The 14869-nt window shown below is 72.2% G+C and carries 17 protein-coding genes and 1 pseudogene; 11 read left to right on the forward strand and 7 right to left on the reverse strand.

Annotated features, from left to right (window positions below; translation table 11 throughout):
- Positions 1–14: 14 nt before the first annotated feature.
- The 5 genes from AB0I94_RS31020 to amaP all read left to right on the forward strand — a co-directional run bounded on the left by AB0I94_RS31020 (position 15) and on the right by amaP (position 2396).
- Positions 15–512 carry an Asp23/Gls24 family envelope stress response protein gene (locus AB0I94_RS31020; protein WP_363313017.1) on the forward strand — a complete coding sequence of 166 codons (498 nt, stop codon included), beginning with the start codon at positions 15–17 and terminating at the stop codon, positions 510–512.
- 78 nt (positions 513–590) lie between these two features.
- Positions 591–779 carry a hypothetical protein gene (locus AB0I94_RS31025; RefSeq protein ID WP_249590721.1) on the forward strand — a complete coding sequence of 63 codons (189 nt, stop codon included), beginning with the start codon at positions 591–593 and terminating at the stop codon, positions 777–779.
- A gap of 3 nt (positions 780–782) precedes the next feature.
- Positions 783–1127: a hypothetical protein gene (locus AB0I94_RS31030; protein ID WP_363313018.1), complete on the forward strand. Its 345-nt coding sequence runs from the start codon at positions 783–785 to the stop codon at positions 1125–1127.
- Positions 1124–1810, forward strand: coding sequence for a DUF6286 domain-containing protein (locus AB0I94_RS31035; RefSeq protein ID WP_363313019.1), 687 nt, complete (start codon positions 1124–1126; stop codon positions 1808–1810). Before AB0I94_RS31030 ends, AB0I94_RS31035 begins: the two co-directional genes overlap by 4 nt.
- Positions 1811–1817: 7 nt before the next feature.
- Positions 1818–2396 (forward strand): alkaline shock response membrane anchor protein AmaP, encoded by a 579-nt coding sequence (gene amaP / locus AB0I94_RS31040; RefSeq protein WP_363313020.1) that lies wholly within the window; start codon positions 1818–1820, stop codon positions 2394–2396.
- A gap of 38 nt (positions 2397–2434) precedes the next feature.
- Here amaP and AB0I94_RS31045 read toward each other — a convergent pair whose 3' ends face one another.
- From AB0I94_RS31045 to AB0I94_RS31065, 5 genes are all read right to left on the reverse strand, one after another.
- Entirely contained in the window at positions 2435–3190 is a 756-nt protein-coding gene (locus AB0I94_RS31045) for an SDR family oxidoreductase (RefSeq protein WP_363313021.1), read from the reverse strand.
- A gap of 42 nt (positions 3191–3232) precedes the next feature.
- Entirely contained in the window at positions 3233–4027 is a 795-nt protein-coding gene (locus tag AB0I94_RS31050) for an SURF1 family protein (protein WP_363313078.1), read from the reverse strand.
- A gap of 95 nt (positions 4028–4122) precedes the next feature.
- Positions 4123–4356, reverse strand: coding sequence for a hypothetical protein (locus AB0I94_RS31055; protein ID WP_363313022.1), 234 nt, complete (start codon positions 4354–4356; stop codon positions 4123–4125).
- Between the two features lie 86 nt (positions 4357–4442).
- Complete coding sequence (locus AB0I94_RS31060; RefSeq protein ID WP_363313023.1) at positions 4443–5450, reverse strand: DEDDh family exonuclease; 1008 nt, start codon at positions 5448–5450, stop codon at positions 4443–4445.
- A 31-nt stretch (positions 5451–5481) separates the two neighbouring features.
- Complete coding sequence (locus AB0I94_RS31065) at positions 5482–6150, reverse strand: TetR family transcriptional regulator (protein WP_363313024.1); 669 nt, start codon at positions 6148–6150, stop codon at positions 5482–5484.
- Positions 6151–6257: 107 nt separating this feature from the next.
- On the opposite strand from AB0I94_RS31065, the gene AB0I94_RS31070 reads away from it, so the two are divergent.
- The 6 genes from AB0I94_RS31070 (at position 6258) to AB0I94_RS31095 (ending at position 12345) form a co-directional block, all read left to right on the forward strand.
- Positions 6258–7055, forward strand: a complete 798-nt coding sequence (locus AB0I94_RS31070) for an acetoacetate decarboxylase family protein (protein WP_363313025.1) — start codon at positions 6258–6260, stop codon at positions 7053–7055.
- Position 7056: 1 nt separating this feature from the next.
- Positions 7057–7941 carry an SDR family NAD(P)-dependent oxidoreductase gene (locus tag AB0I94_RS31075; RefSeq protein ID WP_363313026.1) on the forward strand — a complete coding sequence of 295 codons (885 nt, stop codon included), beginning with the start codon at positions 7057–7059 and terminating at the stop codon, positions 7939–7941.
- 10 nt (positions 7942–7951) lie between these two features.
- The gene (locus AB0I94_RS31080) at positions 7952–9244 is read left to right on the forward strand and encodes an amidohydrolase family protein (RefSeq protein ID WP_363313027.1); all 1293 of its coding nucleotides are present in this window, start codon (positions 7952–7954) and stop codon (positions 9242–9244) included.
- 47 nt (positions 9245–9291) lie between these two features.
- Complete coding sequence (locus AB0I94_RS31085) at positions 9292–10530, forward strand: amidohydrolase family protein (RefSeq protein WP_363313079.1); 1239 nt, start codon at positions 9292–9294, stop codon at positions 10528–10530.
- 169 nt (positions 10531–10699) lie between these two features.
- Positions 10700–11608 carry a sterol desaturase family protein gene (locus AB0I94_RS31090; RefSeq protein ID WP_363313028.1) on the forward strand — a complete coding sequence of 303 codons (909 nt, stop codon included), beginning with the start codon at positions 10700–10702 and terminating at the stop codon, positions 11606–11608.
- A complete protein-coding gene (locus AB0I94_RS31095) occupies positions 11605–12345 on the forward strand; it encodes a lysoplasmalogenase (protein WP_363313029.1) in 741 nt (246 codons plus the stop codon). The genes AB0I94_RS31090 and AB0I94_RS31095 overlap by 4 nt, the downstream gene beginning before the upstream one ends.
- On the opposite strand, the gene AB0I94_RS31100 is transcribed toward AB0I94_RS31095, so the two are convergent.
- The gene (locus tag AB0I94_RS31100; protein WP_363313030.1) at positions 12275–13333 is read right to left on the reverse strand and encodes a CopD family protein; all 1059 of its coding nucleotides are present in this window, start codon (positions 13331–13333) and stop codon (positions 12275–12277) included. The genes AB0I94_RS31095 and AB0I94_RS31100 overlap by 71 nt on opposite strands.
- Before the next feature lie 84 nt (positions 13334–13417).
- A pseudogene (locus AB0I94_RS31105) lies at positions 13418–14800 on the reverse strand (CoA transferase).
- Between the last annotated feature and the right edge of the window lie 69 nt (positions 14801–14869).

Consider the following 14869-nt stretch of genomic DNA (forward strand, 5'->3'; position numbering starts at 1 on the left):
AGGGACGGACGGCGATGACCGACACCGGACAGCGGAACCTGCCTCAGGGAACCCTCGCGAAGGAGTCCACCGACGAGGCGGGGGGGAAGAGCGGCGCGACCAAGAGGGGCGGCGGCGACCCCGCCACCCGGGGGCGCACGACCATCGCGGACGGCGTGGTCGAGAAGATCGCCGGGCTCGCGGCCCGCGACGTCGACGGCGTCCACGCGATGGGCGGCGGACTCGCGAGAACCTTCGGGGCCGTACGCGACCGGGTGCCCGGCGGCTCCGGGACCAAGTCGGTGTCGCGCGGTGTGAAGGCCGAGGTCGGTGAGGTACAGACGGCACTCGACCTGGAGATCGTCGTCGAGTACGGGGTGCCGATCGCGGACGTCGCGCGCGACGTGCGGGAGAACGTCATCGGGGCGGTCGAGCGCATGACCGGCCTCGAGGTCGTCGAGGTCAACATCGCGGTGAGCGATGTGAAGCTCCCGGACGAGGAAGACGATGAGCCGCAAGGCCGCCTTCAGTGACATCCCCGTACGCGTCCCCGCACGCGTCCTTGTACGGGAACTGCCCCACCTCAGCCGCGTCTTGCTAAGGAGCGCACGATGAGCATGGCCGTGATCGGCATGGTGGCCGGAATGGCGCTCGGCTTCGCCGGGTACTTCGGCGGGTTCGGGGCGTTCTTGCTGGTGGCCGCGTTGGGCGCCATAGGGTTCGTCGCGGGCCGGTTCCTGGAGGGGGACCTGGAGCTCGGCGACTTCTTCCGTACCCGTGGCGACGACCGGCGGCGGTGAGCCGTGGCGGCACAGGTCGGGCCCAAAGAGCGCGGCGCGACCCTGATCGCCGACCGGGTCGTCGCGAAGATCGCGGCGCAGGCGGCACGTGAGGCGCTGACGGAGTTGCCCGCGGACTGCTCGCCACCCCACGCGACCGTGAACGTCCGCCATGATGTCGCCCGCGTCCGGGTCAGCGTCGAGCTGGACTACCCCTCGGACATCGGCGGGCAGTGCGGTGCGGTGCGTCGCCAGGTCGCCGAGCGGGTAAAGGCGTTGGCGGGGATGGAAGTGCCCGAGGTCGCGGTCCAGGTCGAGCGGCTGCACTCGGCACACATGCGCGCCGCGGCGCGGGGGAGGACGCGATGAGCGAGGCTCAGGGGTCTCACAGGGCGGGCGGCGGTGGCGGCACACAGCCGCTGCCCGTCGTCGAACGCGCCGAGAGCGAACTCGACCAGTCGGCCTCCGCGGCGTCCTACGACCCGCCGCCCACGCTGGCCGACGAGACCAGGGCGGCCCGCTTCTGGTCACCGCGACGCGTGCCCGCCGCCGTCCTCGCCCTGCTGATCCTCGGCGGCGCGGGGCTCTTGCTGTACGACGTCGCGGCGGTGCGGGCCGGACACTCCGCCCTGGGGTGGCGGCGCGACCTCGCCCGCGAACTCGGCGAGCGGCCCCTGGACGACACGGCGGTCCTCGTCGGCGCCGGGGTGGCCGCGGCGGCCGGGCTCTGGCTGCTCGTGCTCGCCGTGACGCCCGGGCTGCGGGCGGTCCTCGCGATGCGGCGCTCGGACGCGGACGTACGGGCGGGGCTGCACCGGGGTGCCGCCGCGACGGTGCTGCGGGACCGGGCGATGGACGTGTCCGGGGTGCAGTCGGTGCGGGTCCGTATGACGCGCTCGAAGGCGGACGTGCGCGCGGTCTCGCACTTCCGCGAACTCGACGACGTACGCAGCGACTTGGACGCCACGCTGGCCGACGGCATCCGGGACCTGGGCCTCGCCCGCGGCCCCGCGCTCTCCGTCCGGGTGGCACGGCCTGGCAGGAAGGGCTGAGCGCGCGATGCTGAAGACGGTCAACCGGGTGGTGCTCGGCCTGATCGGCCTGGTGCTCGTGGCCGGGGGCGGCTCGGTCCTCGCGGTCGGGCTCGGCGCGTCGCCGCCGTCGTGGTGGGTCCACGACGGGAAGCGCGACGTCCTGCTGAGCGACGCGGACCGGTCGCGGTGGCGGGACGAGGGCTGGTTCTGGCCCACGGTCATCGCCGTGCTCGCGGTGTTGCTGCTGCTCGCCCTGTGGTGGCTGGTGGCGCAGTTGCGGCGGCGGAGGCTGGCCGAGGTGCTCGTGGAGACCGGGGACGGTGAGGGCGCGCTGCTGCGGGGGCGGGCCCTGGAGAGCGTGATCGTGGGGGAGGCGGAGTCGCTGGAGGGTGTGCAGCGGGCCGGGGTCACCCTGACCGGGCGTCGCAACGCCCCCGAGGCGCGGGTGTCCCTGCTCCTCGAGCCGCACGCCACCCCCGGTGAGGCACTGCACCGGCTCTCCGTGGAGGCGCTGACGCACGCGAGGGATTCGGCGGGGCTCGCCCGGCTGCCCGCGGTGGTGTGGCTGCGAGCCGTGAGGCACCGGGCCGAGCGGGTCAGTTGACGGCCGCACGCCCCGGCCCGCCGGGCGATCGAGGACAGTCAGAACCCGCGCCGCGCCCCGCCGTCCACCGGCAGCATGACGCCCGTCAGGTAGGACGCGGCGGGCGAGAGGAAGAACGCCGCCGTACGCCCGAACTCCTCCGGGGTCCCATAACGCCGTAGCGGGATGCGCGACTCGTGGCCCGCCCGGGTCGCCTCGGGGTCCGCGGAGAGCCCGTCGAGCTGCCGCACCCGGTCCGTGTCGATGCGGGACGGAAGCAGCCCCACGACGCGGATGCCCCGGGGCCCGAGCTCGTCCGAGAGCGACTTCGCGAAGCCCGCGAGGCCGGGCCGCAGTCCGTTGGAGATGGTCAGGCCCGCAATCGGCTCGTGCACGGAGGCGGAGAGGACGAAGCCGATGACGCCTCCCTCGCCGAGCTCCGCCGCCGCGGAACGGGCAAGACGTACCGCCCCGAGGAAGACGGACTCGAAGGCCGACTCCCACTGCTCGTCCGTGTTGTCCGCGGCGAAGCCGGGCGCGGGGCCGCCGACACTGATCAGCACACCGTCGAAGCGGCCGAAATGCTCACGCGCGGCGGAGATCAGCCGGCCGGCGACGGCAGGATCGGCGTTGTCCGCCGCGAGGCCCCGGGCGTTGTCGCCGAGCTCGGTCGCCGCCTCGGCGACCGTCTTCTCGTCCCGGCCGGTGATCAGTACCTTCGCGCCGTCCGCGACCAGCGCACGCGCGGCGGCGTTGCCGAGGCCCCGGGTGGCGCCGGTGATGACGTAGACGCGGTCCTTCAGTCCAAGATCCATGGCCCCATCCTGCCGCGTCCCGGCCACGGAACGCGAGGCCCGCTAAACGGCGGCCGGCGTCGACTCCGTCGCGGGCGCCGTCTCCGCGGCAGCCGCGCGGCGGTCCCGGACCTCCCTGCGCACCAGGACCACCCAGCCGATGGGCACGCCCGTGCAGAACAGCCACCACTGGACCGCGTACGCCATGTGCGGGCCGATGTCGCCGTGCTCGGGTTCGCCGATGAGCTGGGGGGAGCCGTCGGCGGGCTCCGGCGAGGTCAGCTCGACGTAGCCGCCGAGCACCTCCTTGCCGAGGCTGTGCGCCTGCTGCCCGCTGCTGATCAGCATGATCTGACGGTCCGGCAGCCCCTGGACATCCTTGATGCCGCTCTGCGCGGACGTCTCGTCGGCCATCAGACGGCCCGTGACGGTGATCTCGCCCTTGGGCGCGGCGGGGATCTTGGGGAACGCCGTCTGCGGTCCGTTCGCCGGAATCCAGCCCCGGTTGACCAGCAGGACCTTGCCGTCGTCGAGGACGAACGGGGTCAGGACGTGGAACCCGATCTCCTCGTCGGCGTTGGTCCGGCGCCGTACGACGACCTCGTCCTTCGTGTCGAACGTCCCCCGCGCGCTCACCCGGCGGTAGCGCTCGGAGTCCGTCACGGAGTGGCCGGGCGAGGTCAGCCGCTCGGCCGGTACCGGATCGGCGTCCAAGGCCTCGGAGATCTCCGCGTTGTGCGCGACGCGGTGCTCGTGGCGGTGCAACTGCCAGAAGCCCAGCTCGATCATCGTGGGGATGAGAACGAGGCCGATGAGGGTGAGGATCACCCACTGCCGGGACAACAGGAAGCGGTACACCCCACGACGGTACAACTCGGTCGTGGGGTGCACGGGGGTGGGGTACTCCGGAATGGAGCGGCGGGGGCCCTTGAGGCTCTGGGGGAGAGGCCGGGTCACACCCTGTCGACGATGCCCACCTGCCCCTCCGCCCGCGAGCAGTGCGCACCGCAGTACCACCGCCCGTCGGCCTCCACGCCCTGGCCGATGATCCGGCAGCGGCAGTGTTCACAGATGGGCGCCATGCGGTGAATGGCGCAGGAGAAGCAGTCGAAGACGTGCACCGCGCCTTGCGCGTGCACCTCGAACGACATGCCGTAGTCGTTTCCGCAGACCTCGCAACGTGCCATGCGCCACAGGGTGGGACGCGAGGCGCCCGCATGCGAGCAAGCAGGCGGGGACCGGCCCGACAATCACCCGATCGCCCGCGGGCGGCTCAGCCCTCCGCCGCCGGAGCGACGTCCTGGAGGAGCTGGCCGAACGCGGCCTCGTCGACGACGGGGGTGCCGAAGGACCGTGCCTTCACGGTCTTGGAGGTGCCCGAGTCCGGGTCGTTCGTGACGAGCAGGCTGGTCAGGCGCGACACGCTCGTCGCGATGTGCAGCCCGGCCTCGACCGCGCGGTCCTCCAGGAGATCGCGCTCGACGGAGGTGTCGCCGGAGAACGCCACACGCATGCCCTGTTGAAGCTGTTTGCCCGGTTCGTACCGACCTGGGTTGGGATAGGGGCAGGCGGGCCGTTTGCGCGAGGGACGCCAACTCGACGGGCCGTACGAGGAGTACGAGGACCCCGAGGAGCCGGGGCCGGTCGGCTGGGGGACGATCCGGGGCGCGCCGTCGGACCACTCGGTGAGCGGACGGCACTCCAGGAGCGGCAGCCGCACCCCTCCGGAGGCCGCGGCCTTGAGGCTGGGACGGAAGGCCTCGGCGAGCACGCGCGCGTCGTCGAGCGCGTTGTGCGCGTTGCGCTGTTCGACGCCGAAGTGCGCGGCGAGCGACTCCAGCTTGTGGTTGGGCAGCGGGAGTCGCAGCTCCTTGGAGAGGGCGATGGTGCATAGGCGCTGGCGCACCGGGGCGGTGAGCTCGGCGCGTGCGTACTCCCTGGCGATCATCGACCAGTCGAAGACGGCGTTGTGCGCGACCAGGACGCGGTCGGCCAGGCGCGCGGCGAACTCCTCGGCGATGTCCTTGAAGAGGGGCGCGTCGGCCAGCACCGAGCTGGTGAGGCCGTGGATCCATACGGGTCCGGGGTCGCGCTGGGGGTTGACCAGCGTGTACCAGTGGTCCTCCACCTCGCCCCGGGCGTCCACGCGGTAGACGGCAGCCGACACTATGCGGTCGTCGCGCGCGAGACCGGTGGTCTCGACGTCGACGACCGCGTACCCCGTTGGGTACGCGACCGGCCAGGTGGCTGCGGACGCTGCGGTCGTCTGGTCTTCGAGCATGGTCCATGAGGATACGGGCCACGACTGACAGTCAGGTCCCTGGGCCGTTTCCTCGGCCGAGAAGTCCGGACACCAGTGCCTTCACCGACAGGGTGAACAGCGCCTCGGGATCGGCGGGTCGGGCGAGCGCGCGGGCGAGTTCCGGGTCCTGTTCGGCCGTCTGCGTACCCCACAGTTCTTCCTCGCCGGGGCGCTGCACGGGGGCGCGTTCACGGTTGCGCTCGACGAGGAGGTGGCCGACGACGTGGACCTGCACGGCGCGTACGGCGTCGGCGGCCCGGGCACCGCGCAGGCCCGCCGCGTGCACCTCGTGGACCAGGACCCGCTGGGCGGGCAGGAACATCCGCTCGGTGAGGCCGCGTTCGTGCACCATCGCGATGAGGTGCGGATGGTCGCGCAACCGGCGGCGCAAGGCGCGCGCGACGGACACGATGCGCTGGTCGGGGGTGCGACCGGCGGGATGGATCGCGCCGAGATCGGCGAGGGTGCGCTCGACGAGGGCGTCCAGAAGCGACTCGCGGTTGCCGACGTGCCAGTAGATCGAGGTGACGGCGGTGCCGAGGTCGGCGGCGAGCTTGCGCATCGTCAGAGCCTGCGGGCCGTGCTGCTTGACGAGTGCCGTGGCGGCGGCGAGGACCTGTTCCCGGTCGAGATGGCCGCGTTCCCGGTCCGGATGCGTACGCGTCTCTTCACTCTTCACGAGTCCTGTTGTAACTGTGTTACAGAACCGCCCGCAAGACCTTGGGAAGTCCTCCCGCAAGTCCCCGCCGCGGGGCCGGGTCCCGCGCTGACGAAGGGTGGTACGACATGGCACGCGTACGGTACGGAGCGCGCACCGAGGCGGAGATCGCCGCGGCGCGCAGCGCGAGTTCGAAGCTGCCCGACATCTGGTCCACGGGTGTGGTGGCCGTCTGGGAGAGCGATCCGGACGCCGTGGCGGCGGTCCTCCCGCCCCCGCTGAAGCCCACCGGCCTGCCACTGGTGCGGGCCAACATCAGCAAGGTCGACCTGCCCGGGTATCCGCTCGGCGCGGGCTCGGTGGCCGTCGCCGCGGAGCACGGCGGGGTGGCGGGCTGGTATCCGCTCGTCATGCCGATGACCCACGAGCGGGCCCTGATCGGCGGACGTGAGGTCTTCGGGGAGCCGAAGAAGCTGGGCGAGGTCGAGGTGGAGCGCGACGGCCTGGTCGTGCGCGCCCGGCTGGCCCGGCACGGCATCGCCTTCGTGGAGGTGCGCGGCGCGGTCAGTGGCGCCCTGCCGCTTCCGGAGCCGGTCCGCAAGACGGACTTCTACTTCAAGTTCCTCCCCGCGGTGGACGGTTCGGGCTTCGACGCGGACCCGGTGCTCGTGCACTGCGTGCGCAACGAGAAGTTCCGCAAGCTGGAGGGTGTCACCGGGGACGTCGTCCTGCGCGAGTCGATGTACGACCCGGTCGCCGACCTCCCCGTACGCAAGGTCGTCGAGATCACCATCGGCGAGAAGACCACCGACCAGAAGGGCAGGGTGGCCGAGCGGGTCAGCGCGCAGGCGCTGCTGCCCTACATCCACCAGCGCTACGACGACCCGCAGCAGATCCTCGACGGCCCGCCCGAGGGGAGCGTCTGAGATGGAGTTGCGGGAAGGTCAGGTCGCCGTCGTCACGGGCGCGGCGAGCGGCATCGGCCTGGCCATGGCGCGACGGTTCGCGGCCGACGGTCTGAAGGTGGTCCTCGCGGACGTCGAGGAGGGCGCCCTGGAGAAGGCGGCGGCGGGGCTGCGCGAGGACGGGGCGAGCGTGCACGCGCGCGTGGTCGACGTCGGCTCGCGCGAACAGGTCTTCGCGCTCGCCGAAGCGGCGTACGAGAAGTTCGGCGCCGTCCACGTGCTGTGCAACAACGCGGGGGTCGGCTCGGGGGCCGAGGGCCGCATGTGGGAGCACGAGCCGAACGACTGGAAGTGGGCCTTCGAGGTCAATGTGTGGGGCGTCTTCCACGGCATCCAGGCCTTCGTGCCCCGGATGATCGCGGGCGGCGATCCCGGCCATGTCGTCAACACCTCATCAGGTGACGGCGGCATCGCGCCGCTGCCGACGGCGTCCGTGTACGCGGTCACCAAGGCGGCCGTCGTGACGATGACGGAGTCGCTGTACGCGCACCTGAAGGCCGCCCGCGCGCGCGTGGGCGCCTCCGTGCTCTTTCCGGGGCCGCACATGCTGCGCACGGGGCTGTGGGAGTCGCACCGCAACCGCCCCGACCGGTATGCCAAGACCCGTCCCCGCAAGGCCCCTTACCGCTCTCTCGACCAGTGGGAGTCCGCCATGAAGGACGCGGGCGAGGAAGTCGAGTTCACGCCCGTCGAGCAGGTGGCGGACTTCGTGGCGGAGGGGATCGCGGCCGGCCGCTTCTGGCTGCTTCCCGAGAGCGAGCACAGCGACCGGCAGATCAAGGCCAGGTCGCGGTCGATGCTGGACCGCACCGACCCGGCGTATCTGGAGAGCTTCATTCTGGACTGAAGGGCACGTGATGACCGACCAGGACCCCTACCTGATCATCTCCTCCGACTGCCACGCCGGGCTTCCCACCGAGGAGTACCGGCCCTATCTCGACAGCCGGTTCCACCGGGACTTCGACCGGTTCCTGGGGGAGCGCGACGCCCGCCGCGCGGAGGCGACCCGGCTCGGCATCCGCAACGACGCGTTCGCCGCCAAGTGGTTCCAGGACAACGAGGAGGGCCTGCGCGGCGGCTGGGACACCGCGCAGCGCCTCAAGGAGCTCGACGGCGACGGAGTGGCCGCCGAGGTCGTCTTCCCCGACGCGGACGCCGTGGACAGCCGGACGGCCGCGCCCTTCGGAGTGGGACTCGGTCTCTCCGGGGACCAGGACCCCGAGCTCGGCATGGCGGGCGCGCAGGCGCACAACCGCTGGCTGGCCGACTTCGTGTCCGAGCACCCCGAACGGCACTGCGGAGTCGCCCTGTTGCCCATCACCGGAGAGGTCGACCGGGTCGTCGCCGAGGTCCACCGGGCCAAGGAGTCCGGGCTCGGCGCGCTGATGATCCCCTCCATGTGGGTCGACAAGGCGCCCTACCACGACCGTCGTTACGACCCCGTGTGGGCGGCGGCCGCCGAGTGCGCGATGCCCGTGGTGACCCACTCCGGGGCCGCGCCCCGCCACGAGTACGGCGACCACCTGGGGATCTACGTCTCCGAAGTGACCTGGTGGCCCGCGCGGCCGCTGTGGTTCATGCTCTGGTCGGGCGTCTTCGAACGCCACCCGGGGCTGAAGTTCGGCGTCGCGGAGTCCGGCTGCTGGTGGCTGCCGAACCTCCTGTGGTTCATGGACCGCCTCTATCTGGGCGCGCACGGCGGCAAGAAGCTCTCCCCGTTCGCGGAGCTCAAGCGGCCCCCGCACGAGTACCTGGACCGCCAGCTCTTCGTCTGCGCGACCAACACCAAGCGCCGCGAACTCGCCCAGCGCTACGAGATCGGCGTCGACAACATCCTCTGGGGCAGCGACTTCCCGCACCCCGAGGGAACCTGGCCCGACACGCGCGCGTGGCTGAGGAAAACCTTCCACGACATCCCCGTGGGCGAGACCCGCCGGATGCTGGGTCTGGCGGCCGCCGAGGTCTTCGGCTTCGACACCGAGAAGCTGGCGCCGCTGGCCCGCCGGATCGGCCCGACGCCCGCCGAACTCGGCCAGGCCACCGAAGAGGCCGCACAGGCGGCCGTCGAGGCGTCCTGGGCGCGCTCGCGCGACGTGGGCCGCCATTGGCTGACCGACAACGACTTCCCGGTACTGGGAGCGGACACATGAGCCGACAGCGCACGACGCGGGACACGACCGACCGCCCGGCCGAGCACATGGCCGAAGAGCGTTACACCGTCATCTCGGCCGACTGCCACGCGGGCGCCGATCTCCTCGACTACAAGCCCTACCTGGAGTCGCGCCACCATGACGCGTTCGACGCGTGGGCTGCCGCGTACGTCAATCCGTACGAGGACCTGCTCGCCGACACCGCCGACCGCAACTGGAACTCGGACCGCCGCGTCGCCGAACTGGAGCGGGACGGCATCGTCGCCGAGGTCGTCTTCCCGAACACCATCCCGCCCTTCTTCCCGAGCGCTTCCCTGATGGCGCCGGCACCCACCCGCGCGGAGTTCGAGCAACGCTGGGCGGGCCTGCGGGCCCATAACCGCTGGCTCGCCGACTTCTGCGCCGCGGCGCCGGGGCGCAGGGCGGGCGTCTTCCAGATCCTCCTGAACGACGTGGACGAGGCCGTCAAGGAGATCCACCGGTCGGCCGACGCGGGCCTGACCGGCGGTCTGCTGCTGCCCGGGACGCCTCCGGGCAGCGGGCTCACGGAGCTCTACTCGGCCACGTACGACCCGATCTGGGCGGCTTGCGCCGAGCGTGGCGTGCCGGTCAACCACCATGCGGGGTCGGCCTCTCCGCCGCTCGGCGAGGAACCGGCCGCGCGCGCCGTGTTCATGGTGGAGACGACGTGGTTCTCGCACCGGGCGCTGTGGCACCTGGTGTTCGGCGGCGCCTTCCGCCGCCACCCGGAGCTGCGGCTGGTCCTCACCGAGCAGGGCTCGGGATGGATCCCGGGCGTGCTCGACATGCTGGACTACTACCACGGGCGCCTGGTCGCCGCGGCCGCCAAGGCGGACGGCTCCGGGACGGCGGAGTCGAAGTTCGGCGCGGGCCTCGCGGCCTCGATGGGCAAGGGTCCGTCCGAGGTCTGGCGCGAGAACTGTTTCGTCGGGGCGAGCTTCATGCGTCCGCACGAGGCACAGATGAGGGACCGGATCGGTCTCGACAAGATCATGTGGGGCAGCGACTACCCGCACGACGAAGGCACGCACCCGTACTCGCGCGAAGGTCTGCGCATCGCCTACGCGGGCCTTCCGAAGGACGAGATCGCGGCGATGGTCGGCGGCAACGCGGCCCGCGTCTACGGCTTCGACCTGGAGCGGCTGGACGCCGTCGCGGCGAAGTGCGGACCGACCGTCCGGGAACTGGACGAGCCCCTCAAGGAGACGCCCGCCGGTGCTACGAGCCCGGTGTTCGCTCCGGGAGGGTCGGTACGCGTCTGGTGACGACGCGGTGAGGTGCTCCCCGCGCGACGGAGGCGACGCACGACGCAGAGCAGGTTTGCTGAGCGTCCGCTTTTGGCGGGGATCACCAACATCCGCTCCTTTACCGCGGGTAATACTTGTCGGTAACTACGTCTAGCGGCGGCTGACCGGGGGCCTCTACGGTGCACGCATGCCGCCGAACCTGCCCGATGTCGTGCTGTGGTCCATACCTGCTTTCGTGCTGCTCACCGTCGTGGAGATCGTGAGCCACCGGATCCATCCCGACGAGGACGAAGCCGGATACGAGACGAAGGACGCCGCCACCTCCGTCACCATGGGGCTCGGCAGTCTCGTCTTCGACCTCTTGTGGAAGATCCCCATCGTGGCGATCTACACGGCGGTGTACGCGCTGACGCCGCTGCACATCCCCGTCCTGTGGTGGACGATCCCGTTGATGCTGCTCGCGCAGGACTTCTTCTACTACTGGTCGCACCGCGGGCACCACGTCATCCGCATCCTGTGGGCCTGCCACGTCGTGCACCACTCCAGCCGCAAGTTCAACCTCACGACGGCGCTGCGCCAGCCCTGGACGAGCCTGACGGTCTGGCCGTTCTACCTCCCGCTGATCGCTGTCGGCGTGCATCCGGCGGCGCTCGCGTTCTGTTCGTCGGCGAACCTCGTCTACCAGTTCTGGATCCACACCGAGCGCATCGGAAAGCTTCCGCGCCCCTTCGAGTTCGTCTTCAACACCCCCTCGCACCACCGCGTCCACCACGCGTCGCAGGGCGGCTACCTGGACCGCAACTTCGGCGGCATCCTGATCATCTGGGACCGGATGTTCGGCTCCTGGGTCGCGGAGACGGACCGCCCCGTCTACGGCCTCACGAAGAACATCACCACGTACAACCCGCTGCGCGTGGCCACACACGAGTACGTGGCGATAGCCAAGGACCTCAGAAAGGCGACCAGCTGGCGCGAGCGGGGCGGCAGGCTGTTCCGGGGCCCGGGCTGGCAGCCCCAGGAACCCGTGAAGCCCCGGACCGCGCAGGGGGCCGCGCAGGAGCCGGTGACAGAGCCGGTGACAGAGGGCGCAGCGTGACCCCTGGCCCCGTCGCGGGCAGGCGCTCGGCGGCAAAGCTGCTCCTGGCCGCGTTCGCCCTGGCGGCAGCGGGCGACCTGGCCGCACTCCTGGTGGACTCCGGCACCGGGCACGCGGTCTCCAAGCCCCTGCTGATGCCGCTCCTGGCGGCGTACGTCGTCACGGTCAACGGCCCGCGCCTGCTGACCGCGGCCCTCCTCTTCGGCTGGGGAGGCGACACCCTCCTGCTCTTCGACACCGACCCCGCGTTCCTGGCGGGAATGGGCTCCTTCGCGGCGGGGCACGTCTGCTACCTCGTCCTCTTCAAGCGCCACGGCACACCACGCGCGCGTGGTGCCTGGCTTGTGGCCGCGTACGCCGCTGCCCTCATCGTCACGGTCGCCCTTCTCTGGCCGGACCTCCCGCCGGACATGCGCGGACCGGTGGCGGGCTACAGCCTCCTGCTCACCGCGATGGCGCTCGCCGCCACAAGCCTCGGCCTCACCGCGGCGGCCGGCGGCGCGCTGTTCCTCCTGTCGGACACCCTCATCGCGACCGGTGTCGCCGAGTGGCCCCAGGCCCCGCGCTCCGACTTCTGGATCATGCTCACCTACATCGCCGCACAGTTCCTGCTGGTCCGCGGCGTACTGGCGGCGCAGACCCGACCGCCCCAGCGGCCGGCGCGGCTCACCAGCGAATCGGCAGCGGCAACGCGGTCAGCAGAGCCGACACCGTCACCACGACCGCGAGCACGATGACCTCCCCGCGCGCGGGGGAGTACGCCGCGACCGGATCGGGCGACGTGCGCAGACGCCGGCGTGCGAGCAGCGCGAGGACGGCCACGGCCACCACGAGGAGCACTTTGGCGAGCAACGCGCGCCCGTAAGCCGTCTCCGTCAGCTGGTCGACGACCGTGCTCGGCGGCATCCTGCGCAGCGTGCTGCACACCCCCGTCACCGTGATCGCGGCGAAGAGAACGGCCGCCACGCGCGCGTAGAGCCCCAGTACCGCCGCGCCCGCCTCCGGAGCGAACGGCCGCCACAGCCGCATCATCCGCAGCACCTGCAACAGACCGCCCGCCCACAGCACGCCGCAGGTCAGATGCACCAGGGTCAGGCCGGTGCCGATGAGCGGGGTGTCCTCCACCGGGGGATGGGCCCGCAGTGCCTCCGCCACGATCACCGCGGCCAGCGGAAGCGCGGCAGTGGAGGGGCGGCGCGAACGCGAGCAGAGCAGCGCCACGATGAAGGCGTTGACCTCCAGGAGAGCCAGCCTGCCGTCCCGCGACGCGTAGAGACCGCCGATGTCCATGTCGGAGAGCTGATGCGGGACCAGGTTGCCGGTGGCCACCACCGAAGCCAGGCCGAGGGCGGAGACGAGGCCCGCGACCGCCGCGTACGCCGCCCAGCTCCGCGGCTCGCGGTCCAGCGGAGCGCCCGGCACCCGGCGGGCCAGACGGATCGCGTACACCTCGCCCAACTGCACGCAGAGCGCGGCGAACATCACCGTGCGCAGGAACGTGATCCCCGCGGTGCCGGGCGCCTCGGCCTCCCCGGTGCCGCTCAGCGCCACCGACGGGCCGAGCAGCGGGACGAGCGCGGCGACGGTCACCAGGACGAGGACGGTGACGGCGCGGGCCGTGGAGGACCGGTGGCGCGGGGCGCGATGCGAGGCGCGGGGCGTGGCGGCGACCGCTTCGGCGGCGGGCTCGCCGCCGGGGCCGGCGGACGGTTGTATGGAACTCACTACAAGATCTTCACCAGGTGCCCCCTTAACGGGCAAGTCCTGGCAAACAACTGGTGGAATCGCATTCCGCCCGACAGTCCTCCGTCAGCGCCATTCGGGTGTATCCGCGCCCCAACGGCCCGGCGGGCGCTCCCAGTTCACCGGCCCGCCCGCGAAGGCGACCGGCGGCAGCGCGAACCGCAGCCGGCCCAGCGCACTGTCCGTCTCGGCCAGCCAGGCCCCGGGACCGCACGCGACGTCGCCGCCCTCCAAGCCGCTGCCCTCCCTGCCACCACTCTCCGCCAGCAGCCACTGCGCCGTCCGTGCGAGAGACAGCCGCACGCACCGGGCCCCGCCCTCGCCCCCCGCCTGCTCGGCGAGGGAGCGCAGGACGGCGGCGGCCAGCAGATAGCCCGTGCCGTGGTCCAAGGCCTGGGCGGGCAGCGCACCGGGTTCGGCCGCCCCCTCGACAGCCGCGATCCCCGTGGCGACCTGCACCAGACTGTCGAAGCCCCGCCGGTCCGCCCACGGCCCGTACGCGCCCCACGCCGAGAGCTGCGCCACCACGATCCCCGGAGCGCTCTCGGCCAGCGCCTCCGGAGCGAGCCCGAAGCGGTCGAGGGCGCCGGGCCGGTAGCCGGTCACGACCACATCGGCCCGGGCGAGCAGCTCGTCGAACGTACGCCGGTCGGCGCGCTATGCCAGGTCGAGCGTTGCTGACCGCTTCCCGAAGCCGGTGTCGGCGTGCTGGTCCGGGAGTTCGGGCAGCCGGGGCGAGTCGACCCGCAGCACGTCCGCGCCCAGGAGCGCGAGCGTGCGGGTGGCGACGGGGCCCGCGACGACCCGGGTGAGGTCGAGGACGCGGAGGCCGGCGGCGGGCAGTGCGGGGGAGCCGGTGAGTGCGGGCAGGGTCCGTGCGGCTCCGTCAGCGATCCGCTCGCGGCTCAGCAGCGGCCGCTCGGCCACCGCGACGCCCTGCGGGTGCGCGGCCCACTCCTCGGGCGTACGCAGCGCCACGGCGAGGCCACCGGCGGCGTACACCGCGTCCTCGACCTCCAGGGAGGACCGCTCCCTGAGCCGCGCGGCCACCGACTCCACCGAAGGGCCGGAGTCTCCCAGCGCGGCCAGCAGCGCCTCGCGATGGTGGGCGTAGTTGGCGTGTGTCCGCACCCAGCCGTCCGCGGTGCGCCAGAAGCGGGACAGGGGCGCGAAGGTGACCGGCGCGCGCCCGTCCACGAGGAGGTGGCGCTCACTGGTGAACGCGGTGGCCACCGCCCCGTCGTCGACCCGCACCCGGGGCGCGTCCTGCCCGGTGCGGACGGCGGTCAGCTCGGCGGCGGCCAGCGCACAGGCCCCGACGCAGCCGCGGGCCAGCTCACGCACGGGGAGCTTCGCGGGCAGCGCGCCGGACCGTACGACGGGTGTCACACGGGCGAGGAGAGCGGGATCGCCACCGAGCGCGGCCCAGGCCGCCCGCGTACCGGCCATCGGTGGGTGCGTCATGCGTGCACTATGCCGCGCGGGTTGCTCCGCGGCGAAGGAGGGGGCACAGATGCG

Origin of the sequence: Streptomyces sp. NPDC050147, assembly GCF_040660195.1 — a bacterium.
Classification (GTDB): Bacteria; Actinomycetota; Actinomycetes; order Streptomycetales; family Streptomycetaceae; genus Streptomyces.